At 66.4% G+C, this 22,145-nt stretch carries 25 protein-coding genes and 2 pseudogenes; 13 read left to right on the top strand and 14 right to left on the bottom strand.

Features of this window, described 5'->3' with window-relative positions:
* Positions 1–59 precede the first annotated feature (59 nt).
* Positions 60–632: a dihydrofolate reductase family protein gene (locus tag ACIRRA_RS35285; protein ID WP_402777211.1), complete on the top strand. Its 573-nt coding sequence runs from the start codon at positions 60–62 to the stop codon at positions 630–632.
* A gap of 188 nt (positions 633–820) precedes the next feature.
* The gene (locus ACIRRA_RS35280) at positions 821–1,258 is read left to right on the top strand and encodes a heme-binding protein (RefSeq protein WP_402777209.1); all 438 of its coding nucleotides are present in this window, start codon (positions 821–823) and stop codon (positions 1,256–1,258) included.
* A 48-nt stretch (positions 1,259–1,306) separates the two neighbouring features.
* Here the strand turns inward: ACIRRA_RS35280 and ACIRRA_RS35275 are convergent, their stop codons facing one another.
* From ACIRRA_RS35275 to ACIRRA_RS35260, 4 genes and pseudogenes are all read right to left on the bottom strand, one after another.
* Positions 1,307–1,729, bottom strand: coding sequence for a pyridoxamine 5'-phosphate oxidase family protein (locus tag ACIRRA_RS35275; RefSeq protein WP_402777207.1), 423 nt, complete (start codon positions 1,727–1,729; stop codon positions 1,307–1,309).
* 85 nt (positions 1,730–1,814) lie between these two features.
* On the bottom strand, positions 1,815–2,063 hold the full coding sequence (locus ACIRRA_RS35270) for a hypothetical protein (protein ID WP_402777205.1): 249 nt from the start codon (positions 2,061–2,063) through the stop codon (positions 1,815–1,817).
* Between the two features lie 90 nt (positions 2,064–2,153).
* Positions 2,154–3,246, bottom strand: a pseudogene (locus tag ACIRRA_RS35265) (IS630 family transposase).
* 62 nt (positions 3,247–3,308) lie between these two features.
* The gene (locus ACIRRA_RS35260; RefSeq protein WP_402777203.1) at positions 3,309–3,656 is read right to left on the bottom strand and encodes a winged helix-turn-helix transcriptional regulator; all 348 of its coding nucleotides are present in this window, start codon (positions 3,654–3,656) and stop codon (positions 3,309–3,311) included.
* 85 nt (positions 3,657–3,741) lie between these two features.
* Between ACIRRA_RS35260 and ACIRRA_RS35255 the strand changes: the two genes are divergently transcribed.
* Positions 3,742–4,140 (top strand): hypothetical protein, encoded by a 399-nt coding sequence (locus ACIRRA_RS35255; protein WP_402777201.1) that lies wholly within the window; start codon positions 3,742–3,744, stop codon positions 4,138–4,140.
* Positions 4,141–4,493: 353 nt separating this feature from the next.
* Here ACIRRA_RS35255 and ACIRRA_RS35250 read toward each other — a convergent pair whose 3' ends face one another.
* On the bottom strand, positions 4,494–5,462 hold the full coding sequence (locus ACIRRA_RS35250) for a hypothetical protein (protein ID WP_402777199.1): 969 nt from the start codon (positions 5,460–5,462) through the stop codon (positions 4,494–4,496).
* 170 nt (positions 5,463–5,632) lie between these two features.
* Between ACIRRA_RS35250 and ACIRRA_RS35245 the strand changes: the two are divergent.
* Positions 5,633–5,983, top strand: a pseudogene (locus ACIRRA_RS35245) (ATP-binding protein); the annotation flags it as partial.
* Between the two features lie 87 nt (positions 5,984–6,070).
* On the opposite strand, the gene ACIRRA_RS35240 reads toward ACIRRA_RS35245, so the two are convergent.
* Positions 6,071–6,670: a methylenetetrahydrofolate reductase gene (locus ACIRRA_RS35240; protein WP_402777197.1), complete on the bottom strand. Its 600-nt coding sequence runs from the start codon at positions 6,668–6,670 to the stop codon at positions 6,071–6,073.
* A 656-nt stretch (positions 6,671–7,326) separates the two neighbouring features.
* Here ACIRRA_RS35240 and ACIRRA_RS35235 point away from each other — a divergent pair.
* Positions 7,327–7,653 carry a hypothetical protein gene (locus tag ACIRRA_RS35235; RefSeq protein ID WP_402777195.1) on the top strand — a complete coding sequence of 109 codons (327 nt, stop codon included), beginning with the start codon at positions 7,327–7,329 and terminating at the stop codon, positions 7,651–7,653.
* Positions 7,654–7,758: 105 nt separating this feature from the next.
* Complete coding sequence (locus ACIRRA_RS35230; protein WP_402777193.1) at positions 7,759–8,184, top strand: hypothetical protein; 426 nt, start codon at positions 7,759–7,761, stop codon at positions 8,182–8,184.
* Between the two features lie 620 nt (positions 8,185–8,804).
* Here the strand turns inward: ACIRRA_RS35230 and ACIRRA_RS35225 are convergent.
* A complete protein-coding gene (locus ACIRRA_RS35225; protein ID WP_402777191.1) occupies positions 8,805–9,164 on the bottom strand; it encodes a VOC family protein in 360 nt (119 codons plus the stop codon).
* Between the two features lie 129 nt (positions 9,165–9,293).
* On the opposite strand from ACIRRA_RS35225, the gene ACIRRA_RS35220 reads away from it, so the two are divergent.
* The 3 genes from ACIRRA_RS35220 (at position 9,294) to ACIRRA_RS35210 (ending at position 11,590) form a co-directional block, all read left to right on the top strand.
* Positions 9,294–9,875: a TetR family transcriptional regulator C-terminal domain-containing protein gene (locus ACIRRA_RS35220; protein WP_402777189.1), complete on the top strand. Its 582-nt coding sequence runs from the start codon at positions 9,294–9,296 to the stop codon at positions 9,873–9,875.
* Between the two features lie 167 nt (positions 9,876–10,042).
* Positions 10,043–10,516 carry a hypothetical protein gene (locus ACIRRA_RS35215; protein ID WP_402777187.1) on the top strand — a complete coding sequence of 158 codons (474 nt, stop codon included), beginning with the start codon at positions 10,043–10,045 and terminating at the stop codon, positions 10,514–10,516.
* Positions 10,517–10,927: 411 nt separating this feature from the next.
* Positions 10,928–11,590 (top strand): recombinase family protein, encoded by a 663-nt coding sequence (locus tag ACIRRA_RS35210; RefSeq protein WP_402777185.1) that lies wholly within the window; start codon positions 10,928–10,930, stop codon positions 11,588–11,590.
* A gap of 78 nt (positions 11,591–11,668) precedes the next feature.
* Here the strand turns inward: ACIRRA_RS35210 and ACIRRA_RS35205 are convergent, their stop codons facing one another.
* Positions 11,669–12,760: an epoxide hydrolase family protein gene (locus tag ACIRRA_RS35205; RefSeq protein ID WP_402777183.1), complete on the bottom strand. Its 1,092-nt coding sequence runs from the start codon at positions 12,758–12,760 to the stop codon at positions 11,669–11,671.
* 37 nt (positions 12,761–12,797) lie between these two features.
* Here ACIRRA_RS35205 and ACIRRA_RS35200 point away from each other — a divergent pair, with 37 nt between their 5' ends.
* The 4 genes from ACIRRA_RS35200 (at position 12,798) to ACIRRA_RS35185 (ending at position 15,722) form a co-directional block, all read left to right on the top strand.
* Positions 12,798–13,358 (top strand): TetR/AcrR family transcriptional regulator, encoded by a 561-nt coding sequence (locus tag ACIRRA_RS35200; protein WP_402777181.1) that lies wholly within the window; start codon positions 12,798–12,800, stop codon positions 13,356–13,358.
* Positions 13,359–13,492: 134 nt separating this feature from the next.
* Entirely contained in the window at positions 13,493–13,738 is a 246-nt protein-coding gene (locus ACIRRA_RS35195; protein WP_402777179.1) for a hypothetical protein, read from the top strand.
* Between the two features lie 68 nt (positions 13,739–13,806).
* Positions 13,807–15,135, top strand: a complete 1,329-nt coding sequence (locus ACIRRA_RS35190) for a DUF1254 domain-containing protein (RefSeq protein ID WP_402777177.1) — start codon at positions 13,807–13,809, stop codon at positions 15,133–15,135.
* 377 nt (positions 15,136–15,512) lie between these two features.
* Entirely contained in the window at positions 15,513–15,722 is a 210-nt protein-coding gene (locus ACIRRA_RS35185; protein ID WP_402777175.1) for a hypothetical protein, read from the top strand.
* 119 nt (positions 15,723–15,841) lie between these two features.
* On the opposite strand, the gene ACIRRA_RS35180 is transcribed toward ACIRRA_RS35185, so the two are convergent.
* The 6 genes from ACIRRA_RS35180 to ACIRRA_RS35155 form a co-directional block, all read right to left on the bottom strand.
* A complete protein-coding gene (locus ACIRRA_RS35180) occupies positions 15,842–16,006 on the bottom strand; it encodes a hypothetical protein (protein WP_402777174.1) in 165 nt (54 codons plus the stop codon).
* Positions 16,007–16,018: 12 nt separating this feature from the next.
* Complete coding sequence (locus tag ACIRRA_RS35175; RefSeq protein ID WP_402777244.1) at positions 16,019–16,678, bottom strand: GNAT family N-acetyltransferase; 660 nt, start codon at positions 16,676–16,678, stop codon at positions 16,019–16,021.
* Positions 16,679–16,819: 141 nt separating this feature from the next.
* A complete protein-coding gene (locus ACIRRA_RS35170) occupies positions 16,820–18,439 on the bottom strand; it encodes an MDR family MFS transporter (RefSeq protein WP_402777172.1) in 1,620 nt (539 codons plus the stop codon).
* Positions 18,440–18,467: 28 nt separating this feature from the next.
* Positions 18,468–19,574, bottom strand: a complete 1,107-nt coding sequence (locus ACIRRA_RS35165; RefSeq protein WP_402777171.1) for a cytochrome P450 — start codon at positions 19,572–19,574, stop codon at positions 18,468–18,470.
* Between the two features lie 60 nt (positions 19,575–19,634).
* Positions 19,635–20,840, bottom strand: a complete 1,206-nt coding sequence (locus tag ACIRRA_RS35160; protein ID WP_402777169.1) for a GNAT family N-acetyltransferase — start codon at positions 20,838–20,840, stop codon at positions 19,635–19,637.
* Complete coding sequence (locus tag ACIRRA_RS35155; protein WP_402777167.1) at positions 20,837–22,138, bottom strand: DegT/DnrJ/EryC1/StrS family aminotransferase; 1,302 nt, start codon at positions 22,136–22,138, stop codon at positions 20,837–20,839. The genes ACIRRA_RS35160 and ACIRRA_RS35155 overlap by 4 nt, the downstream gene beginning before the upstream one ends.
* Positions 22,139–22,145 lie beyond the last annotated feature (7 nt).

Genomic DNA, 22,145 nt, shown 5'->3' with positions numbered 1-22,145 from the left:
AGCCCCGGCCGAACCATTCGAATCACGAACCGACACACCACATATCAAGGAGCAGAACAATGCGCACTCTCATCAGCACCGCCTTCATTTCCCTCGACGGCGTCGTGGAGGGCCCGGGTGGCGAACCCGGCTACCGGAACTCCGGCTGGACCTTCAAGGACGTCGAATTCGTTCCCGAGGCCTACGAGATCAAGGGACGGGAGCAGGAGGAAGCCACCGCGATGCTGATGGGCCGCGTCAGCTATGAGGCGTTCAGCCCGGTGTGGCCCGACATGGCGGATTTCGCCGGGTACAAGGGCATGCCGAAATTCGTCGTCTCCACCACCCTCACCGATGCCGACCTGGTGACGAACTGGGGCGAGACCACCATCCTGCGCTCCATCGACGAGGTGGCCGCCCTGAAGGACACCGACGGCGGCCCGATCATCATCCACGGCAGCGCCTCCCTCAACCGTGGCCTCTCCGACGCGGGCCTGATCGACCGCTACCACCTGCTGGTCTTCCCGCTCCTGCTCGGCGCGGGCAAGCGCCTGTTCTCCGAGTCCGACAAGGACGCCCAGAAGCTGAAGCTGGTCGAATCCGCCACCTACTCCAACGGAATCCAGAAGAACATCTTCGACGTCGTCCGTTGAGGCATCCAGCCTGATCGGGCAGTTCTCTGAAGGACTCACCGGTTGGCCCACGGCATACACGGGCCGACCGGGCCTCACTCCACCGTTGCTCGGACGGAGCGTCGAAGTTCGCCGAAGATGCTGACTACGAGGCGAATTCGCCCCACCGGGCGGAAGGCTGCCCGATGGGGCGGGGATAGGGTGTGTGGATGACTGAGACTCCCAGGTTGCCGGGTTTGGCTTTGGCCGAGGCTGATTGGTTGGTGGCGGCTGCGCTGCGAGTTGGGGCCGAAAGTGAGTTTCCGCCACTTGCAGTGGCGGTTGTCGATGTCACCGGGTCGGTGATCGTGTTGCGCCGCGCGGACGGCGGGATGCCGATGACGAGCCGGATTGCGGTGGCGAAGGCTCGCACGGCGTTGCTGACGCTGCGGGCGTCGGGGGTTGTCGAATTGCCGGGGGCGATCACCGGCAGCATCCAGCATCTTTATGGCGGTGATTTCGTGCCGTACGCCGGCGGCGTTCTCGTGACCGAGAACGGGCTGATTCTGGGCGCGGCGGGGGCCTCGGGTGCGCACGCCAAAGAAGATGAGTTGGCTGTGCGAACTGCTGTCGAGCAGTGGCACGAAGACCGTTCTCACCCGGCCTGACTGGGCGCCGGGCCCGCACCGAGGGTGATTCGACGCGAGCCCGGCCGGCTATTTCCGGCGGATCTCGCGCAATCCGTTGTTCGGTGTCCACCACCGAATGACCAGTTCGTCGCCGTCGACCGTGGTGTGCACGGCTTCTCGGATATCGAGCCGGAACGAATTGCCTTCCCTCACCGGGATTTCGACCGCGACGCCCGAAACTTTGCCGTCGCCGCCGTCCATGGAACCGTCGCCGGGGTTGGCGTGCAGGGCGCAGCGGCCGTCGCGTTGCAGGTCGCGGACCTTCACGGCGTCGGCCATCGATCCGAATTTCAGGTCCTTGTCGGTGAACTCGACCTCGGTGCCGCTGACCCGGGGTGCGCCGTCGCGGCGGATGGTCGCCAGCACGTGGTGTTTGGTCGCCTCGAACCTGGCCCGCACGGCGGCGGCCAGTTCGGGCGTGGCATGCTCGAACTCTCTCCAGGTGGCCATCGGTCCACCATGTCACATCGATCGGCTAGTGTCTCGCGCCAGGAATCCGTTGAAGATGGGGTTCCGGACTGGTGAGATCGCGTATTCAACTGTCGCGGGTTGTTGATGGTTTCCAACCGGTGGGTGACCGGAATCTGGGGGCGGTGACGTAGCGGCTCCAGGTCGCTGCTGCTTCGGCGGCGAGTTTCGTCATGGTGACGTGGTGATAGCTGAGCGCGTCGGCGACGACCGGGGCGGGCATCTGCTGGACGTGCTGGCGCATGGCGGAGGTTCGGCCCGGAACATTGTGGATTCCAAGCACTTTCAGCAGACCGCCCAGGGTTTCAGGGTGCATCGGTGGCTAGACCCGGGACTTCGCCAGCGAAGTGTGCGCCCCTCGGGCGAATTTGAGGCGGCTCTCAAAGCCGACGCCGCGGAAACCCACCTAGTGTCTCGCGCCAGGAATCCGTTGAAGATATGAGGCGAGTCGTTCGAGAATGTCGTCGGCGGTCTTGGTCCAGGTGAACGGTTTCGGGTCGGTGTTCCATCGGGTGATCCAGTCGCGGATGTCGCGTTCGAGGGCCTGGATCGACCGGTGGGCGCTGCGGCGGAGTTTCTTGTCGGTCAGCAGGCCGAACCAACGTTCCACCTGGTTCAACCACGACGAGTAGGTGGGGGGTGAAGTGCATGTGGAAACGGGGATGTGCCGCAAGCCATTTCGCGACTACGGGCGCCTTGTGGGGGGAGTAGTTGTCGCAGATCAGGTGCACGTCCAGCTCGGGTGGCACCCGCTTGTCGAGGGTGATGAGGAACTTCTTGAACTCGACCGCGCGGTGACGTCGGTGGATCTCGCCGATGACCTCGCCGTTGGCGATGTCGAGCGCGGCGAACAGGGTGGTGATGCCGTGGCGGATGTAGTCGTGGGTGCGGCGTTCGGGCATGCCGGGCATCATCGGCAGCACCGGCGCCGACCGGTCCAGGGCCTGGATCTGGGACTTCTCGTCCACACACAGCACCAGCGCCTTCTCCGGCGGATCCAGATAGAGCCCGACAACGTCGCGGACCTTGTCCACGAACTGCGGATCGTTGGAGATCTTGAACTCGTCGACTCGATGCGGCGCCAGCCTGAACGCCTTCCAGATCCGGCCCACCGTCGACTTCGACAATCCACTCTCGGCGGCCATCGACGTCCGCGACCAGTGGGTGGCGTCGGCGGGCTGCCGTTCCAGCGTGGCTACCAGCACCGTCTCGACCTGCTCATCGGTGACCGTGCGCGGCGCGCCCGGCCGCGGTTCGTCGACCAACCCCTCGAGCCGGCGGGCGATGAACCGGTTGCGCCACTTGCCCACCGTCTGCGGCCAGATCCCCAGCTCGGCCGCGACTTCCTTGTTGGATTTGCCTGCCGCACAACCCAATACGATGCGGCACCGCTGCGCCAGAGCCTGCGACGACTTCGCTCGCCGCGCCCACCGCTGCAACGTCTGCCGCTCCTCGTCGGTCAACACCACCTCGGCCACCGGCCGACCCGTCCGCGCCACCAGAAGAGCCTACAACTCAGTTATTCAACGAATTACTGGTTCAGCACACTAGTTAGGCGGTGCTAGTGATCTACGACGCCGGCGAGGATGCCGAATTCGCGACCCCACGCGGCCATTGCGGCGATGACAGGTTCGAGGGTCCGCCCAGCGTCGGTGAGTTCGTATTGGACCCGGGGTGGCACTTCGGCGAATGCCTCACGTGCCACGAACCCAGCAGCCTCGAGAGACCGGAGTCGATCTGTCAGCGTTTTCGGGCTGATCCCGCTCAAGGAGCGGCGCAATTCGGCGAAGCGCTTGGTTCCCGATAACAGGTCCCGGACGATCAGAATCGTCCACTTCCCCTCCAACACGTCGAGGGTGGCCTCCACCGGACAGAGCTCGTCGCCGCAATAGACAGCTGCGCTGTTCATGGCCAATAGTATAGGGCGGGAACTAGATTCAGATTGACAACCGATCCCGCTCGCGACCTACCGTCCGGGTATGAGGTCTCTTCGCGTGATTCTGATGGTCATCGCCGTGTCCCAACTTGTTCTGGGTGTCTTGTTCGTGGCCGCTCCTACCCTGGTGCACACCATCTTTCAGTTCACTCCCGCCGAGCCGGGGTGGGCCGATTGGCTCATGGTCATGATGGGCGGCCGGTTCCTCGGCTTCGCCTACGGTATGTTCCTTGCGGCCCGAGATCCGCGCAAACACGTCGCCTGGATCAACGCCATGATTCTTGTTCAGGCAATCGACTGGATCGCCACCATGGCCCACCTGGCTACGGGCGACGTCCGTCTGATGCAGGTCCCGACGACCGCCGTGATGCCTGTCGTGGCTGTCGCGGCCTTGTTGTGGCTTCATCCCCGACGCATCCGCGAGCCCGCCGCCATCGAGACCCAGCAGGTCTATTAACGGAACCCGACTGTGACCCGCTATTGCTGGCCTTCGGGCCGCGCGCGGAGCGGGACATCGGGGGCAGCGATGAGCTGAGGAGCGGGCTCCCTAACGGGGTCAGAACATTCCGCCGCTGGCGTGGAGGGCCTGGCCGGTGATCCAGCGACCGGCACCCGACGCGAGGAAGGCGACCACGTCGGCGGCCGGCGGGCTCGGCGAACCTGCCGAGTGGGATGTCGGCGGCGATCGCGGAGATCTTGTCGTCGGGAAGTGTGGCCGCGACCGTCTCGGTGCGGGCCGGGCCGGGCCGCACACTGTTCACGGTGATTTGGCGTCGGAATTCGGGGTTCCGATCTAGTGAGATCTCGTTTTCAACTGTCGCGGGTTGTTGGTGGTTTCCAACCGGTGGGTGACCGGAATCTGGAGGCGGTGACGTAGCGGCTCCAAGTGGTTGCTGCTTCGGTGGCAAGCTTGGTGGTAGTGACAGGGTGATAGCCGAGGGCGTCGGCGACGACCGGGGCGGGCATCTGCTGGACGTGCTGGCGCATGGCGGACGTTGCCGGGACGTTCGAGACACCCAGCGCCTTGACCAAACCGCCCAGCGAGTCTGGGTGCATGGGTTGCCCGGCGCGGCGGCCGGGGAACAGCCAGCGCGCGCCGCGGTTGGTCGCGGTGTTCATGTTGGTGCGGTTGTCGATCCAGACGAGCAGGATGTGGGCGACGGGTTCCGAGACCGGAGACGGAGGTTCGCCGAGCCGCAGGAACATGTGGTCGCCGTCGCGGATGACGTGATCGACGGTGAGTCGAGTGACGCGACTGAGGGGCTGGGCGTAGAGCAGAACGATCACGGCCGCCGCGCGGGAACGCAATGGCTGGCCCTCGTCGGCGAGCACGCGCCCTATCAAGTCGATGCGCTCTTCAGGCGGCATGGGTGATGCCCGGTAACGCTCTTTGGTGGGCAGGTGGAAACGCTGCGTGAGCTTGCTGTCGATGCACCACAGCAGAAAGGTGCGGAGGAGCTGACGGCGGCCCGCGCTGTTCTCGACGTGCCAGGATACGATGTCGGACTGACGGCAGGCGGAAAGCGAAAGCCCTTGATCTGCAAGCCATTCCATAAACCGGGTTGCGTGCATGACCTGGTCGTGAGCATGGCGGCGGTTCGTCGGGTTGATCGGCTTGCGCCCGGCCTTGGCGCGCAGCTGAGGCAGACGATGCCAGGTCGCGAAGCGGCGGACGATCTGGGCATGGTCCGGGTCGGCGATGGTGGCAAGGTGGCCGATCAGCCAGCGTTCGAACCCGCAGATCTGTTTGTCGACGGCGGGCAGAACACCGCAGGCCATCAGCATCTCCCGCAGATGCGCGGCGGCGCGCCAGGGCTCGAGTGTATCGAATGGACCGAAGCGAAGCCGAGCTCACCAACCAGGCGCCCGACGCCCTGTAGCCGCGTACCGCGCTGACCGAACCGGCCAGCGCGACCCTTCTGAATGCATGTGGGACTGTCGTTTTGGGGTACCCCCTGGCGACGAAGCTCGTCAACGAACTGGTCGAGGCCGCCGACGAGAAGCAGCTGACGCTATGGCCGTGTCGACCTTTTATGCATCGACGAACTCGGCTACATGGAGCTCGACAAGCACGGTGCAGAACTGCTGTTCCAGGTTCTGACCGAGCGCGAGGAGAAGAACAGCGTGGCCATCGCCTCCTACGAAGCTTTCGGCGGCTGGACCAAGACCTTCACGGATCCCCGGCTCTGCACGGCGATCGTCGCCGGTTGACCTTCAACGGCACGATCATCGAGACCGCCACCGACTCCTACCGCCTCGCTCAGACCCGGGCCAGGGCAGAACAGGCCGCCGCGACCTGAGCAAACCCGGGGACCCGTGCGGGAGAACGGTACTCAGCGTCCGGTCCCCGGCCCTGCTCGGTCTTCGTTCCAGAACTCAGTCTGCGTTCACAGCTCGCGTTCCAGCAGCGCGGCGACCTGCCGATACCGGCTGACCGGCACCAGATGCACGCCATCGAACGCGCCGCTGTCACGGATGGCCAGGATCTGTTCGCATGCTGCTGCGACACCGGCGTCGCGGTCGCGTTCAACGTCGGCGACCAACTGCTCGGGGATGTCAATGTCGGGGATCTTCGCCGCGAGGTTACGGGCCATGCCGGCGCTGGCCAGCACCATCACCCCCGCATACACCGGCACGCTCAGCGAAACACTGTCACGCCAGCGCAGCAGACCCTCCAACGAATAGCTGACCTGCACGAACACGAAGTCGGCCGCACTCTTCCACCCCGGGAGCGGACGCAGCCCGGAGGTGACCCCGGCCCGGAAAGGATCGCAGCCGCGGAATGCCGGGTCCTCCGCCGCTGCCCGCGTCTGTTCGATCATGGCGCGGACGGTCAGCTCGCTGGTCCGGCCTCCCGCGCTGGGCTTGTCGCCATGAACGAACAAGAACCGCTCCACCCCATAGGCGGCGGCCGTCAGCAAGTCCCGCTGAAAACCCAGCAAGTTGCGATCCCGTGAGTTCAGACAGGCGATGGAACGTGCGCCCATGGCCCTGGACGCGGAACAGAATCAGCGTCCGAGACCCGCTGGCCGCCAACAACCTTCCGCCTCTGAAAGACGACGACATGCGGATGGGCGACATGCTCCATGTCAGCGGCACCCTCGACAAGACCAGAAACTACCAGCCCTCCGCCATCGTCGACGACCTACCCGCGCTAGCAGGGGGTAGTGGCGCACCCGGCCAGGAACCGGCGCTAACGCAGCGATGCCCCGCGTGTAGATCCCAGGGCATCGCGAAAATGGTTGTGGTTGTTGCTATTTCTTGCCGGATCCGCTGGCGTTGGTCGCGGCTGCGGACTGGGCCCGGCTGGCGAACCCCGATGTCGCCGTTGCGTTGCTCGGATTGCGAGCACCGGCGCTCTGGATCGCGAGGCCCTGCTGGCGGTCATCCTGCCGCCGCTGGCGTGACTACCGCCTTTGCCGCTGGACTTCGACATCGCGCTACCTCCTTCGGACTTCTCACCCCGCCCAGGATCAGATCTCATCGTCCCGGTAGCCGAGGAAGCCCCGCAGGCGCTGACCTGGCGATTCGGTCCTCAGTTATCAATAAACTCCGGCCTCACTCGGGCTCGGTCCGGGCCCGGTGTACCGGTGAATTTTGACGTCACCCGGCGTGTCCGGGCTCGGGCGTGTCAGAAGGGCGCGTGGTCGAGTCCGCGCTACTGAGCCGAATCGATCTGTCCGCCGACGATATGACCTCGGTCACCTCCGCCGTCGACGGCCATTTGATCGGCGCCGCACCGCAACTCGCCGAGGAACCGCGGATGCGCGACCGCACCGGCCTGCGCACCGACGAACAACGGGCCGAGGCCGCGACCCCGATCATGGCCAACCTCCTGGGCGATGACCGCTATCCGGCGTTCCGGCACCGACGCGACAACCGCACCTCGACCGGTTCCGCCGATCCGATCGAAGGGACGCCGGCCTGCCTCCTGGACGGCATCACTGCCCGGCTCAGCCTGCCGAAGTAAGGCGACGCCCCCGAAACTTGGGGCGGGTAGTCGCACTCCGCCTGTGGGACGGTCGTTTTCGGCCCCCTTGATGGGGAATTCTGTTGGCACATGAGGAGATTCGCCATGATCGACTCGAAGAAGTTCGCCGCGGCGGCACTGACATCCGGTGCGCTGATCGCCGCCATCGGCCTCGCGGCACCCGCCGCACAGGCCGACATCAGCAGCGTGGACGTCGCACCCGGACTCAGCTTCGGTAGCTCGGGTTCCTACGGCACCGGTTGCTCGTACAAGGTCACCGCAAGCGCCCCACCGGACGACGCGCTGATCTTCGTGGACGAAACCGCGAACGATCGCACTACCCAGACGCTCAACCCGCACTACCTGGCCACCGATGTGGACGGCAAGGCGACCGTCACCTGGACTCCGACAACAACGGGCGCGCACCGCATCTGGGTGATCGAAAACCACCAAGGCGCAATGCCGGTCACCGCATCGGTGACCGTAGGCACCGGCATCCAACTCGGCCCTGTCTGCCTCGTACTCCCGTAACCACACCGTGCCGATGCTCGCGCCCGCTGCGCCCCGGACCGGGCCGGGCCGGGGTGAAGTATCGACGACGACTCGCTCGCCCTCGCCCTCGCCCTCGCCCTGAAAGAGCGAGGCATCCCGATTCCCGAGATCGCGAAGAAGCTCACCATCAAGACCGGGAAGAACACGGGCAAGCACCCCTCGGTCGCTTCGCTCTCCCGCACATTCGCAGAGGACGAGCAAACCACCGACGACAACCAGCCGATCCGGCCCTCCCCTGCCCGGATCCGCCGCCCCGGTGACACCCGAGGAAGCCGACCTCCGTCAAGTAGGCGAAACTACTTTGCGGCTCGGGCCAGCTTCGGGATTCCGGTGCCGTTTCTGGCTGAATACGCTGGGCAGTCGCTGCTGTGCGGGTTCGACGAGCGCGGCCTGGCGGACGGCTTCATCGGCGAACTCGACCCGCTGCCTCCAGCGGCGATCGCCGAGATCGCCACCGGCTACCTGCTCGCCCCGCCCGCACCCGGCCCTGGGCCGGACCTCGACGAGGGATGGCTCGACCGTGGAATCACCTTGGCGGGCGGGCCAAAAAGGTTCTCGACGAGCTCGATGACCGTGCCGACCGAACGCAGTGACATAGGTCAATGCCCGGCAGGCACGGCTTCGGTGTCCATCTGGACATATTCGAAGAGTCGGCCGTCGGGATGACGAACGAACATAAAGGTCCCCACTGGTTTTCCGCCGCTCATCGGGCCTCGCGTGGGTTCCTCGATCACCGTGCAGCCGCGGGCGCGTAGTTCGCCGCGCCAAACGGTCAGATCGTCGACGATGTAGGTGGCCTCCAGGTCGCGTCGTGTGGCCAACGCATCGGTCCCACCGCCGATCAGCAGCATGGAGCCTATGAGGACAAGGTCGAGAGTGCCCGCCGGGTTCCTCAGTCGCGCCCGCACCGGTACACCGAGAAGATCGGTGTAGAAATCGATGGCCGCAGGCAGGCTCACGGATTCCACCGTGAGTACCGGTGCCGTGGTTGCGAGTATGCGCATGATGTCCCATCCGTTCGGCGATGCAGATCCGCCCTTGCAGCGTACATTTGTACGCTCATTGCCGTACAGATGTACGCTGGGTGCATGATGTCATCGGAGCGCGGGCGACAAGCGGTGGTGAATCGAGCGGCCGATCTGGCATCGATGGTGGGACTCGAGGGCCTGACCTTCGGGAGCCTGGCCTCGGAGACCGGCTATGCCAGAAGCGGCGTCTCCAGCATGTTCACCACCAAACAAGAGCTCCAGATCGCCACCATCGCGGCTGCGGAGAACATCTTCATGAACGGCGTGTTCCGCGACGCCGCCATTGAAGAACCGGGACTGCAGCGGCTCACTGACATCCTCGACCGCTGGCTCGACTACCTCGGCTACTTTCAAGGTGGTTGTTTCTTTGCCGCCGCGGTCGCCCAGAACCAAGGACTCACCCCCGTGCGTGAGGCGCTGATCGCCGCCATTGGTCGCATCCGCGACGCCTTGATCGCGGAAATCGCGCTGACCCAACGGCTGGGTGAACTGTCCTCTGACATCGCCGCACCTCAACTGGCCTACGAACTTCACGCGATTATTCAGGAGGCCAACTACCTGTGCCGACTCGACCAATATGACGACGCCATCCAGACAGCCCGGCTTGTCATCGGCCGACGACTAGCAAAGCCGCGTCATTGACGGCAGCGGTCAACCACACTGGCGAACAGACCCTGCACCGAAGATGGCCCGGCGACCGGTTCGGATTGCCGGAGCACCGATGTATAGGTCGCTACATGTGTCAAATGCCCGTGGCTCCAACATATTTCGGGTCTGGACGGCGGATCCATATCCCATACCATCGTTGGATGTCCCTCGATGTCATCCTGGCAAACGTGTTGGCTCACTGCGGTGGTGATCGTGAACAGGGCGCCCGCCACCTGTCTCGTGCGATCGCATCCGCGCCGTCCGACGCCGAGGTCTACGCAGCTGCGGTCGAGTTGCTGCCCGCGTTCGGTGAGTTGTCCGCCGACGACTCGACGGTCGCGCCGATCCTGGCCTTCGCCCACTTCTTGGACGGTCGGATGGACGATGCCGCGCTTACCCTCGGTGCACTCAGCGGCGTCAGCCCGCATATCGCATGGGCTGACGCTCCTTGGTTCGCCAACGCGTCCTTCCTGTCAGGGGTAAGCATCGAAGCCGTGCGCGAGGCGGTGTATCTACTCTTCGACCATGCGGCGGTGCCCGATGACGCCGCCGCCCGCCCCTGGTTGCGGGCGGTCGAGACGATTACGTCTCGACCGGGTGCTGTCGAGCGATTCGGAAAGAGGGTTGGCGGATGAGTGCGCCTCCCTCGAGTGCGCCTCGAACATGAAGTCAGCGGCGCGGACGTCGGCCGGATAACGTTGAGCCACGCCAACTTTGGTTGTACAGACCCGGCCAATCAAGTATGTGCCCGGTTCACACCCCCAGTGGCCGCTTCGACCGAAACAGGAAACCTGGAGCATGCCCAGCCACACCGTCAGCGGCGCCCCACAGGTCGGCCTTCTCAACCGGTCGGTGCCTGATCGTGGCCGACTGACGATGAGGTCGTTACCGGCTCCCTCATCCTGTCCGCCTGCCATCGATTTACGACACCTCACCCGCCGAAGGCGAAGACCCTGGTCGAGTCGATCGAGCGTGTGTCGGAAAAAGTGTCGAAAACCCTTGGTGTCCAACAAGTCCTGTCGGACCTTTCTCGTACGGTCACGGCCATGACCGACACCTTCGCCGCGGCGCCGGCGCTCGTTCTCGACGGTGATGCCCTCGACCCGATCGGTGGAGGCGGCGCGCTCGTCGGCTACGCGCGGGTCTCGACCACCGGCCAGCTGCTCGACCGCCAGCTGCTCGCCCTGCGCGAGGCCGCATGCCAGAAGATCTTCTCCGACAAGAAGTCCGGCAAGAACGTCGAACGCGAGGAACTACACAAGTGCCTCGACTACCTGCGGCCCGGCGACACCCTGGTGGTGCCCGCCCTGGATCGGCTCGGCCGCTCCCTGCAGGATCTGATCGCGATCGTCGCCGGGCTCCGCAAGCGCGGCATCGGATTCCGGTCCCTGCACGAAACGCTCGACACCACCACCCCGGGCGGGCGCCTGGTCTTCCACGTCTTCGCCGCGCTGGCCGAGTTCATCCGCGAGCTGATCGTGGACGTCACCAACGAGGGCCTGGCCGCCGCCCGCGCCCGCAGGCAACGGCTGGGCCGGCCGCCGGCCATGAACGCCGAGCAGATCCGCCAGGCCCGCGCGCTGCTCACCCGCCCGGACGAATCGGTATCCTCGATCGCCCGCATGCTGGGCGTCTCTCGGTCCACGATCTACAAGTACGTGCCCGAGATCGGCACGGGCCGAGGCCAACTCGATGCCGGGGAGGCGTAGCGGTTCAGCTCGTCCGGAACCCCTGCATGCGCGACCATCGAACGTCGCCCCCATCGTCGCGGATCTCGCAACCAGCGCTTAAACAAGACTCTGAGCGACTCGTGTGCGAGCTGTCCGCTGACGTTCCGTTTCGCCACCCAACTCGATCGCGCGGCGTAGGTCGTTGACGTAAGCCGCGGGCTGTTCCCAGGCGGCGAAGTGGCCGCCGGCTGGGTGTTCCACGTAGTCGCCAATGTTCAGGAAGGCTTCGGCGTAGCTGCGTGGCTCCGGTTTGAGGTCGTGCGGGAACACGGAGAGCACGGTCGGTGTGTCGATCCGGACGGGAAGCGTGCCCGGTTCAGCGTAGGTGGCGAACGACGTGCCGATCGTGCCGGTGATCCAGTATGCGTTGACCCAGGTGAGCAGCTCGTCCGTGGTGAAGGCGGATGCGTCGGACCAGGATTCGAGTTTCTCGATGATCCACGCCGCGAGCCCGGCGGGTGAGTCGCCGAGGGCGACGGCGAGGGTGTTCGGACGCGTCGACTGCGTCGAGATGTATCCACCCTCGGTCCGGAACCATTGCGCCGCACGGTCGAGGTAGGCGACCGCGTCGGGCGAGAGCTTCGCCCGGTCGGCGGTGAGCGCACGCAGCGGGGCAATGTTGGTGAGGTGCAGGGCGGCCACTCGATCCGGATGTTCGCCGGCCAGGATTTCCGCGACCGTACCGCCCACGTCGCCGCCGGACACCGTGTATCGGGAGTAGCCGAGCCCATCCAGAGCGTTCGCGACGATCCCGGCAATGCGATTGACCGACATACCGGCTGTGGTGAGCGGGGTGGCGAACGGGAACCCCGGCAACGCGGGAACCACCACGTGCATGTCCGCGAGCAACGGCAGGACGCGCTCGAACCGCAACACCGAATCCGGCCAACCGTGCAGCAGCACGACAGCCGGGGCATCGGCGTCCGCGGACCGCTGGTGGATCACCCGCAGTTCGGTATCGTCCACTTGCACTGTCACCCAAGGGAACTCGCCGATGCGGCGTTCGTGCGTACCCCAGTCGTACCCATTCGCCCAGCGGTCGAGCAGTTCATCGAGTCGAGCGCCGGTGATACCGCGCGTTCCGTCGTCATTCCACGGCGTCGTGACCCGCCGCGTCCGCCGGAGTCGTTCCCGCGCCTCATCAATCATGTGTATCAGCGTACACATAATGTGTATCCTCGTACACATGACTCTTCGCAACGCGGCCGCTACCAGGCAGCGGATCCTGGAGCACGCGCAACGCCAGTTCGCCGAGCACGGGTTCACGGCGATCACGGTCAAGGGCGTGGCCGACGCGGCGGGTGTGTCACCCAACCTCATCACCCGCTATTTCGGCGGCAAGGACGGCCTTTTCCTTGCGGCAACCCAGGTGGAGATCCCGGTCTTGGACTCGTTCGACGGCGACCGCGCCACCCTGGGTTCGCGCCTCGCGGCGAGCATCGTCCAGCGCTGGTTCGATGCACCAGGGCAGGATCCGCTGCTTGTGCTGCAACGCGCGTCCGGCGAACGCCCCGAGGCGGCAGAAGCATTGGCCGCGTTCCTCGATAGCAACTCGCTGGAGCCGCTGCACCGCTACCTGCGCAACAGCGGCCTGGACGACGCGGACGCCCGCAACCGCGCCGCCGCGATCGATGCCTTTGTGCTCGGCGTCTCGACCCGCCGCCGAGTCCTGCGAGCCGAACTCGGCGACCCCGCCGATCTCCAGGCTTGGCTCGGCTCAACCATTCAACGCCTCGCTGACGGGTGATGCTGCACAACAGTCGGATTCACACGCCTGATAACCCCGGTCAGCCGTCGGCTGGACTCCTCCGACAACTCGCGACAGTTGAATACGAGATCTCACCAGTCCGGAACCCCCACTAACACGGCATTTCGGCCGTTATGAACAGCACAGCAATCGCGGCCTCGGGGCTGCGGAAGGCATACGGGGACAAGACGATCCGCGACGGTATTGATCTGAATATCGGTGCGGGAACGATCTTCTCGCTGCTCGGGCCGAACGGCGGCAAGACCACGACGGTGAACGTGTGGACCACGCTGCTGAAGGCGGACGGCGGGACGGCCCGACTCGAAATCGGGCCTTGGGCTTGTTGGATTCCCGCCCGAAGGGGAGTCGGCCAGGGCTAGCATCGGAGTCGAAATCATCACCATAGCAATCGATTTGGATCATGTTGGTCCCGAGGAGGGGTGCTTCGATGAGTGATAGGTCCGACGTCAGCATGGGCGCGGCGGTCAGCGCCTACGTGTACACATATCCACTGGTTTCTATCGAGGTGACGCGGCGGCAGTCGACGAACGTGCCCTACCCGAACGAGTACGGATGCGCGCCGATGAACCAGTTCGCCAACATGCGCACCGTTCCGGACGCGTCGTTCACCAGCGTGGTGCGCCCGAACGTCGATACCTTGTACTCGTCGATGTTCTACGACGTGTCCGTCGAACCGCTGATCATCGGCGTGCCGGACATGCGGGGTCGCTACTACTTGTTCCCGATCCTGGACATGTGGACCAATGTGCAGGCCTCGCCCGGCACACGCACGCTCGGTGACCGAGGCGGCTATGAATTCGCCATCACCGGGCCGAACTGGCATGGCACCTTGCCCGAGGGGGTGCTCGAGTACCCGATGCCCACCGACAGCGGCTGGATCATCGGCCGCATCCAGGTCGACGGGCCTGCGGATGTCGCGATTGTGAACGACATCCAGGATCGGCTCACGGCGGTGCCGCTGAGCGCTTACGGGACCGCCTATGTTCCGCCGGAGAACACCGACCTGCACCCGGATTGGCCCACTGGACAGGAGGTCCCCGCCTATATCGCCGGCCTCACCCCGCAGCAGTACTGGGACCTGTACTACTCCAGTCTGTCGCACCGACAGCCCCTCCCCGATGACAAGGAAATACTCGCGCAACTGGCCGAAGCAGGCTGGACACCGGAACAGAAACTGAACCTGAACGAACTGCCCGCCGCCGATCGTGCGGTGTGGGAGTTGGCCTGGCCAGAAGCGCTTTCCAAGATCGAAGTGCCCTTCGATGCCGCACCCGAGAACGGCTGGCAGACCACCCGGTCCGGGATAGGCTTCTATGGCACGGAGTACCTGTTCCGCTCCACGGTCGCCTACGGTGGTCTGGGCGCGAACCTGCCCGAGGACGCGATCTATCCCGCCGCGTACGTCGACGGCCGATCAGCGCCGCTGTCCGGCGACAACGACTACATTCTGCGGTTCGACGCCGATCAGGTGCCGCAGGTAGGTGGATTCTGGTCATTGACCATGTATGACGAGAACGGCTACTTCATCGCCAATGATCTGAACCGCTACGCGGTGCGCGGCGAAGACCTGGGGGTGAACTCCGACGGGTCGGTCGAGATCTACATTCAAAGCCAGAACCCTGGCCCGGAGCAGGAATCCAACTGGCTGCCCGCACCCGGGGCAGGCGAGTTCAATCTCATGTTGCGTCTTTACTGGCCCGGCATCGAAGCCCTCGACGGGATCTGGAACCCGCCGGCTGTGCACATCGCACCCTGACACCGGCGTCTCCCAGCAATGCCAGGCCCCGTACTTCGGAGCCTGGCATCGCCATTCGCGACGGGCAGCCGACCACCGTGTCCGTCGCTCGGCACACCATCGAGGCCGTGTTGCCGGGAGGCCGCACAGGAGACGGTGCTGGCGGTCGCGCACGTGCTCGAGCAGCAGAGATACACCGCTGGTCAAGCCATTGTCGTTGTCTTTCACGCGCAGTCCGGGACCCCATCCGACAAATCGGTCACTTCCACCGGCCGACCCGTAACAGAAGAGCCTGCAACTCACTTGTTCAACGAATTACTGGTTCAACACACTGGACGGAGGAGATCACGCCAGCGCGCCCACGGGCGAAGAACAGCGGCGTGGATTACTGTGGCCGCGTGGGCTTTACCGAATATGGTCCGGGCGATGTCGTGTACTTCCCGGAGGGGCCGTTCATCGGAATCTGCGGCGTCGTGCGTACCGTCGACAAGGGCCGGGAAGAACTACGCATCGATTTCAGTGAGGGCCTCCTCCATCGGGAGGGCGGCGTCCTGAGCGAACGCCGCCACAGCTTCACCGTCCGGTTCGACGAGGTCGAACTCGTCTGACCCGCAGCGCGCAGTCCGCCGAGGCGGGCTCGGAAGGCCGGTGTTCGGCCTGGTGCGTCGGGAGCCAGTGGCTGCCCGAGCTCGCTTTCGCATCGATCTCGCAGCGGCCTCGCACGGCGCTAGCTCTTCAGGAACCTGAAGTAGAAGGCTGCGAAGATCAGGACGATGCCGATGTTCACCATCAGGCGTTCCCAGAAATGGTTTCGGAAGAAGAGGATGTCCACGCCGACGACCACGACTATCAGTGCGAGAACGTAGAGACCGACCGTTGGCGCTCTTCCCATGCGGTAGTTGTACTACGCAATGCCGCCGCGGGGGTGGACGCTGAGCTTCGGGTCGGCGAATTCTCGAGCCCGGGTCGCGGCCAGCAGTTGCGGGCGGATGGCGGGCCATTCGGCGGCGAGGATGGAGTAGTACGCCGAATCCCGGATGGTGGCGTCGGCGCCGGCGAAGTCAGCGCGGAGGATGCCGTCGAGGCTGGCGCCGAGTCGTTCGATGGCCCGGCGGGAACGGGCGTTTCGGACGTCGGTGCGGAAGCGGACCCGGTGGACCTGCCAGTCGGTGAAGGCGTGGTCGAGCATCAGGAGTTTGGCTTCGCGGTTGGCGCCGGTGCGCTGGGCAGACTGCGCCAGCCAGGTGGAGCCGATCTCGACGGCGTCGGGGGTGTCGGGCCGCGCGGTGACGTGGGCGGGCCAGGGCCACTGTTCGAGGTGGAAGCTGCTGGTGCCGAGGACGTCACCGGAACCCGCCCGGCGGATCACCAGCGGCACTTGCCGATCGGCCGCGCGGGCGGCCAGCGCCTGGTCCACCCAGCGCCGCATACCCGCCCTGTCGGCGGGGACATGGGCGTGGGTGTAGGAGGTGCGCGATTCGCCGGCCGCCGCTGTCAGCGGCGCGACATCGTCCACTGTCAGCTCGGTCAGTTCGACGATCGTCCCCGACAGCATCAACACCATACCCACCCCTGCACGATTGCCCCACATGACTTTTCGCCGCTCGCCCCAGCCCTACGACCCCCGGACCCGTAGCTCTCCAGCGGCCCGTCGGCCGAGATCCTTCGCCACGTGCACAGCCCGGTCCGGAGCGGCGGGATCGGGTCAGGCGGGCGGCGTGCCCAGGATCGTCGTGGGTTCCTTCTCGTCGTGCCCCTCGCGGTCGGCGTCGTGGACCGCCTCCTTGCGGGCCACCAGACCGGATACGTCCGCCAGGGGAACATGTGGAATCAGCAGGGCCACAACGAAAGCGATCGCCAGGCCGGGGAGCAGGTACGCGAACACGGGAACCAGCGCATGGGCGTAGGACCCGACGATGGCATCGCGCAGCGCCGCCGGAAGCTGGTTGACGACCGCCGGCGGCAGGGCCGCCGGGTTGACCCCGGCGGACAGCACGTCGCCGGGGTGCTCCCGGAAGGCGGCGTCCAGATTGCCGGTGAGCCGGTGGGTGAAGATGGAGCCGAAGATCGCGACGCCCAGCGCACCGCCCATCTCACGGAAGTAGTTGTTCGCACTCGTCGCCGTCCCGACATCCGTTGCGGGAACGGCATTCTGGACCAGCAGCACCAGCAGCTGCATGACCATGCCGATCCCCAGTCCGATGACGAACAGCATCGCCGATACCACCCACGCCGGCGTGTGCGCGTCCAGGCGCGTCATCCAGATCATGCCCGCGGCGATGATGACCACGCCCAGTAGCGGATACACCCGGTAGCGGCCGGTGCGCGTCACCGCGCCCAGGGTGACGGACACGGTCAGGAACATGCCGATGGTCATGGGAATCGACAGCAGCCCGGACGCCGATGCCGAGACGCCCGTGGCCATTTGGAGAAACGTCGGCACGAACGCCACCGACGCGAACATGATCAGCCCCATGGTGAACCCGAGCAGCGAGGTGGTCGCGAAGGTGCGGTTGCGGAACAGTCCCAGCGGGAGCATCGGTTCGGCGGCCCGCGATTCCACGCCGATGAATACCGAGATCACCACCGCCACCGTCAACATCATGGCGAGCATGGTCGGTGAGCCCCACCCATAGCGTTTGCCGCCCCAGTCGCTGATCAGGATGAGCAGGGTGGTGCCCGCGCTCATCAGCGCCGCCCCGAGATAGTCCGGCCGCACGGTCGGCCGTTTGCTGGGCAGGGTCAGATATCGCGCGGCAATGATCAAGGCCGCCAACCCGATCGGCACATTGATCCAAAAACACCACCGCCAGCCGAGGTGATCGGCGAACTCGCCCCCGAGGATGGGCCCGCCGACCGCGGTGAGCCCGAAGATCGCGCCCATCGGCGCACCGAATTTGCCGAGTTCCCGGGCCGGCACCACATCGGCCATGGTGGCCTGGGCGAGAATCATCAGCCCGCCGCCTCCCACGCCCTGCAGTGCGCGGAAGGCGATGAACTCCCAGAACCCGGTGGACATCGCCGCCCCGAACGAGGCCGCCGTGAACACGGTGATGGCGAACAGGAAAAGCCAACGCCGCCCGAACAAATCGCCGAATTTGCCGTACAACGGCATGACGAGGGTGGTGGCCAGCAGGTAGGCGGTCGTGGTCCAGGCCATGTGCGGGACGCCGCCGAGCTGACCGACGATGGTGGGCATGGCCGCGCCGGTGATCATCTGATCGAGGCTGGCGAGCAGCAGTCCGGCGGACAGGGCCGCGAAGATGAGCCAGATGCGCCGCTGCGTCATGACGAGGGGCGCGGAATCGGTGGTGGCGAGAGCCATATCGTGAGTCCTCGGTGCTGAAGGGTGGTCACCAGCGCACGGGCAGCGCGGTCAGTCCGCCGGTGAAGACCTCGTCCCGCTCGGCGAGGGTGGCCGGGTCGACGGCGAGGGTCAGGGTGGGGAATCGGCGCACGAGTTGCCCAAAGGCGACCTGCAATTCGAGCCGGGCCAGCGGCGCGCCCAGGCAGTAGCGGGGGCCGTAGCCGAACAGGAAGTGCGCGGCCTCCTGCCGGGTGATGTCCACGCACTCGGGATCGGTGAACAGCGCCCGGTCGTGATTGGCGGAGGCGATGCCCAGCAGCACCAGATCGCCGGCCGCGATCTCCACATCGGCGACCTCGAGTGCGCTGCGCGCGTACCGGGGCAGGCTGCTGGCGTCGCAGGCGCGTAGCAGCTCCTCGGCGGCGGATGCCACCAGTTCGGGCCGTTCGTGCAGCAGCCGCCACTGGCCGGGATTCTCCAGCAGCATGCGCACCCCGACCCCGATCTGCACCGCCGAGGTCTCGTGCCCGGCGAACAGCAGAACCATGGCGTGCGTGGCGATTTCGGTGTCGTCGACGCCGTCGATCGCGCACAGCCGGGACACGACGTCGTCGCCGGGATCGCGCCGCTTCTCCCCGACCAGCTGCAGGCAGTAGGCGAACAGCTCGGCCACACCCTGCTCGACCTTGGCGCGGTCGGTGACATTGCCGACCGCATCGACCCAGTCCCGGAACAGGTTCCGGTCGGTGTACGGCACCCCGAGCAGCTCGCAGATCACCAGCAAGGGCAGCGGCAGGGCGAGCGCGGCCTGCAGATCGGCGGGCGAGCCCCGGTCCGCCATCGCGTCGAGCAGCTCCGAGGTGAGTTGCTCGACCCGCGGCCGCAGCTCCCGCATCCGCCTGGGCGAGAAGTGCGGTTGCAGCAGGGTGCGCATGCGCGCGTGATCCTCGAGCTCGGTGTCGAAATTGCCGATCGGCCCGCCCGAGAAGGCCGACTCCCCCAGCCGCGCCGCGGTTTCCGGCGTGCGATGCGCGCGGCCCAGCCGCGGATCGGTGAACAGGTCGCGCACCAGCTCGTAACCGGTGGCCAGCCAGGCCGGATCGCCGGTGGGCGTGGTGACCCGGGTGACCCCGGATCCGACGATCCCGGTCACGGGGCAGATGGACGGAGGGGGCGGCATGGTCATGGCGGTGCTGTCCTCAGGGGAGTTCGATCAGAACGGCGTGGTGTTGAACGGTTGCCGAGTGGGGGTGAAGGCGCGGTCCAGGGCCTCGAGGGCACCGGTGGTGATCTCCTCCACGCGGCCGGCGCGCGCCAGCTCGCCGAGGGTGTGCGCACCGAAATAGGCGGTGGTGAGTTCCAGCGGGCCGATGCGGACATCGGCCGCGGCCTTCTCGACGGGCGACCAGCTACCGTGACCGCCGGCGACGTCGAGCAGGTAGGCGCCGGAACTCAGGCCCCACGGGTCGGCGACCTCGACCACCCCGTGGAAGTCGCCGCGGAACTCCCGCGACGCGATGGCCTTGGGCAGGTTCAGGATCCACATCCACAGGCCCGCGTCGATCCCGGTCACCGCGGCCGCGCGGGAGTCCTCGAGCAGCAGCGGGGTGGGGTCGTCGAGCGCGGCGTCCATCCGGATCTCCGTGTACTCGCCCTGTCCCAGCAGGCACCGCAGCAGTTCCCGGTGCGCGGCTACGGTCAGCGCACAGAAGTCCTTGACCAGCACGGTATTCCCGGCCAGGTCGTAGATCACGTAGCCGTCCGGGTGCACGATGATGAAGGACTGCGGGCTGATGGCACTGGCCCACCAGGATTCGCCGCGATCCAGTGCGCCCGGGGTGGCCTGCTGCCACAGCGCGTAGATCTGCCGCAGCTCCCCCACCGATTCCGCCAGCCCGACCTCCCGCACCGAGGCCGAATCCCGCTCGGAGACCCGCAGTTTCGCGCGCCCCCGGTCGATGCGGAGGTGCCGGGTGTGCGTCGTGACCCCGACATAGGCGTAGCTGCCGCCCGGGCCGGGCATGGCGGCCAGCACATCCGCTTCGGTCTCCATGGCGATGGTCATGAGTTCGGCCTGGACCTTGGCGTAGATGCCGCGCTTCTGGTGGGTGGTGGCGACCATGCCCTGCGCGCACGCCGCGACCGACAGCTGCGCACCGCCGGGCACGGTCACCGTGGTGCGGATGATCGCGGCGGTCCCCACGATGCGCGGTTCCCGCGCTACCGAGACGTCCTCGACCACGGCGATGTCCTCGAGCCGGAACTGCCGCTTCCACGCCTCGAAGTCGTGGGTCTTCACCCCGCCGAACGCGCGGGCGTAGCGGCCGCGCAACTCCTCCCAGTCCGATTCGACGGCCCGGCGGGTGATGATGCCGTCGATGATGCGGCTCTCCCAGTCCGCCATGAGTTCCGATGTCATGCCATGCCTTTCGGGTCGGGGGCCGGGTGTGCGGGCAGGTCGGCGGCGTGGGCGCGCACCTTGTCGAGCGCGGTCAGGATGTCGTCGACGTCGCCGCGCCGGCCCAGCAGCACGCTGTGGTGCAGCAGCAGGGTGTGGTCGCGGTAGTCGTCGGCTCCGGGGAAACGGCGACCGGCGGCGCGTTCGACGGCGTCGGCCCACCAACGCGCGAAGCGGGGTTTGGTGTGCGGGCGCAGCAGAGAGCTGCGGTGCAGGGGCACGCGCGGCGGGTAGACCTTGGTGCCCAGTTCGGCGGTGAGGGCCGCGGCCACCTGGTCGACGGTGGCGTCACCGAAAGTGCCTGGCGTGAATCGGATTCCGTATTCGTAGACGGCACGCCGGTCCACCGGAGCGGGCACCGGGACGGGTGCCAGCCCGGGGATTCCGGGCAGCCCCGCTTCCAGTTCCTTGGCGCGCGTCTCGCGGATCGTGTGCTGGTCGTCCAGGCGTGGCAGCTGGTCGAGCAGCAACGCCGCGGTCAGCTCGGACATGCAATAGTTCGCGCCCATGACCGTGCCGTCCTCGACGAGTTCGTACTCCCCGGGCGCGGGACCGGAGTCGGTGTATCCGCGGGAATCGGCGCGCAGCATGAGCATTCGCCGGTAGAGCTCGTGGCTGCCGGTGATCGCGGCCCCGGCCTCCCCGGCGGCCAGGGATTTCGCGGCACCGAGGCTGAAGACGCCGATCTCACCGAAGGTACCGACCGCGCGTCCGGCCCATCGGGTGCCGTGGGCCTGCGAGCAGTCCTCGATCAGCGCCAGCCCGGCGGCGTCGGTGGCCGCGGTGATCCGGTCGAGTTCGGCTGCGGTACAGGCCAGGTGCACCACGATGACCGCTCTGGTGCGTGCCGAGATCGCGGCGCCGAGGTGGTCGGCGGTGAGGCAGCCGGTGGCGGGATCGACGTCGACGAGCACCGGGACCGCGCCCACCCGCAGCACCGCGGTGGCCGGGGCGACCCAGGTCATGGCGGGGACGATCACCTCGTCGCCGGGGCCGATGCCGAGCGCTTCGAGCGCGATGACAAGGGCGCTCGAGCCGTGGTCGACGCTGACCCCGTAATCCGCGCCGTTGTAACGGGCGAACGCCTCCCCGAACAATCGTTCCCGGGACTTGCCGCCGCTCGGGCTGTACCAGGTGACCGACCAGCGCGACGAGTGCAGTGCGGCAAGCAGTTCCGCGGCGGTGCGATTGTCGTACTGGGGCCAGCGCGGCCACGGACGCGCCGAGCGCACCGGTGTGCCGCCGTGTATCGCGAGCATGGCGGGC

This window comes from Nocardia sp. NPDC101769, from assembly GCF_044766925.1.
Taxonomy (GTDB): Bacteria; Actinomycetota; Actinomycetes; order Mycobacteriales; family Mycobacteriaceae; genus Nocardia.
Note: the sequence above shows the minus strand (reverse complement) of the source record. Positions and strands in the feature narration are given on the sequence as shown.

Coding starts and splice junctions, on each gene's coding strand:
- ACIRRA_RS35285 (WP_402777211.1), top strand. CDS start 60: ATGCGCACTCTCATCAGCACCGCCTTCATTTCCCTCGACGGCGTCGTG.
- ACIRRA_RS35280 (WP_402777209.1), top strand. CDS start 821: ATGACTGAGACTCCCAGGTTGCCGGGTTTGGCTTTGGCCGAGGCTGAT.
- ACIRRA_RS35275 (WP_402777207.1), bottom strand. CDS start 1,729: ATGGCCACCTGGAGAGAGTTCGAGCATGCCACGCCCGAACTGGCCGCC.
- ACIRRA_RS35270 (WP_402777205.1), bottom strand. CDS start 2,063: ATGCACCCTGAAACCCTGGGCGGTCTGCTGAAAGTGCTTGGAATCCAC.
- ACIRRA_RS35260 (WP_402777203.1), bottom strand. CDS start 3,656: ATGAACAGCGCAGCTGTCTATTGCGGCGACGAGCTCTGTCCGGTGGAG.
- ACIRRA_RS35250 (WP_402777199.1), bottom strand. CDS start 5,462: ATGGCCTGCGGTGTTCTGCCCGCCGTCGACAAACAGATCTGCGGGTTC.
- ACIRRA_RS35240 (WP_402777197.1), bottom strand. CDS start 6,670: ATGGGCGCACGTTCCATCGCCTGTCTGAACTCACGGGATCGCAACTTG.
- ACIRRA_RS35230 (WP_402777193.1), top strand. CDS start 7,759: ATGATCGACTCGAAGAAGTTCGCCGCGGCGGCACTGACATCCGGTGCG.
- ACIRRA_RS35220 (WP_402777189.1), top strand. CDS start 9,294: ATGATGTCATCGGAGCGCGGGCGACAAGCGGTGGTGAATCGAGCGGCC.
- ACIRRA_RS35215 (WP_402777187.1), top strand. CDS start 10,043: ATGTCCCTCGATGTCATCCTGGCAAACGTGTTGGCTCACTGCGGTGGT.
- ACIRRA_RS35210 (WP_402777185.1), top strand. CDS start 10,928: ATGACCGACACCTTCGCCGCGGCGCCGGCGCTCGTTCTCGACGGTGAT.
- ACIRRA_RS35205 (WP_402777183.1), bottom strand. CDS start 12,760: ATGATTGATGAGGCGCGGGAACGACTCCGGCGGACGCGGCGGGTCACG.
- ACIRRA_RS35200 (WP_402777181.1), top strand. CDS start 12,798: ATGACTCTTCGCAACGCGGCCGCTACCAGGCAGCGGATCCTGGAGCAC.
- ACIRRA_RS35195 (WP_402777179.1), top strand. CDS start 13,493: ATGAACAGCACAGCAATCGCGGCCTCGGGGCTGCGGAAGGCATACGGG.
- ACIRRA_RS35190 (WP_402777177.1), top strand. CDS start 13,807: ATGAGTGATAGGTCCGACGTCAGCATGGGCGCGGCGGTCAGCGCCTAC.
- ACIRRA_RS35180 (WP_402777174.1), bottom strand. CDS start 16,006: ATGGGAAGAGCGCCAACGGTCGGTCTCTACGTTCTCGCACTGATAGTC.
- ACIRRA_RS35175 (WP_402777244.1), bottom strand. CDS start 16,678: ATGGTGTTGATGCTGTCGGGGACGATCGTCGAACTGACCGAGCTGACA.
- ACIRRA_RS35170 (WP_402777172.1), bottom strand. CDS start 18,439: ATGGCTCTCGCCACCACCGATTCCGCGCCCCTCGTCATGACGCAGCGG.
- ACIRRA_RS35160 (WP_402777169.1), bottom strand. CDS start 20,840: ATGACATCGGAACTCATGGCGGACTGGGAGAGCCGCATCATCGACGGC.
- ACIRRA_RS35155 (WP_402777167.1), bottom strand. CDS start 22,138: ATGCTCGCGATACACGGCGGCACACCGGTGCGCTCGGCGCGTCCGTGG.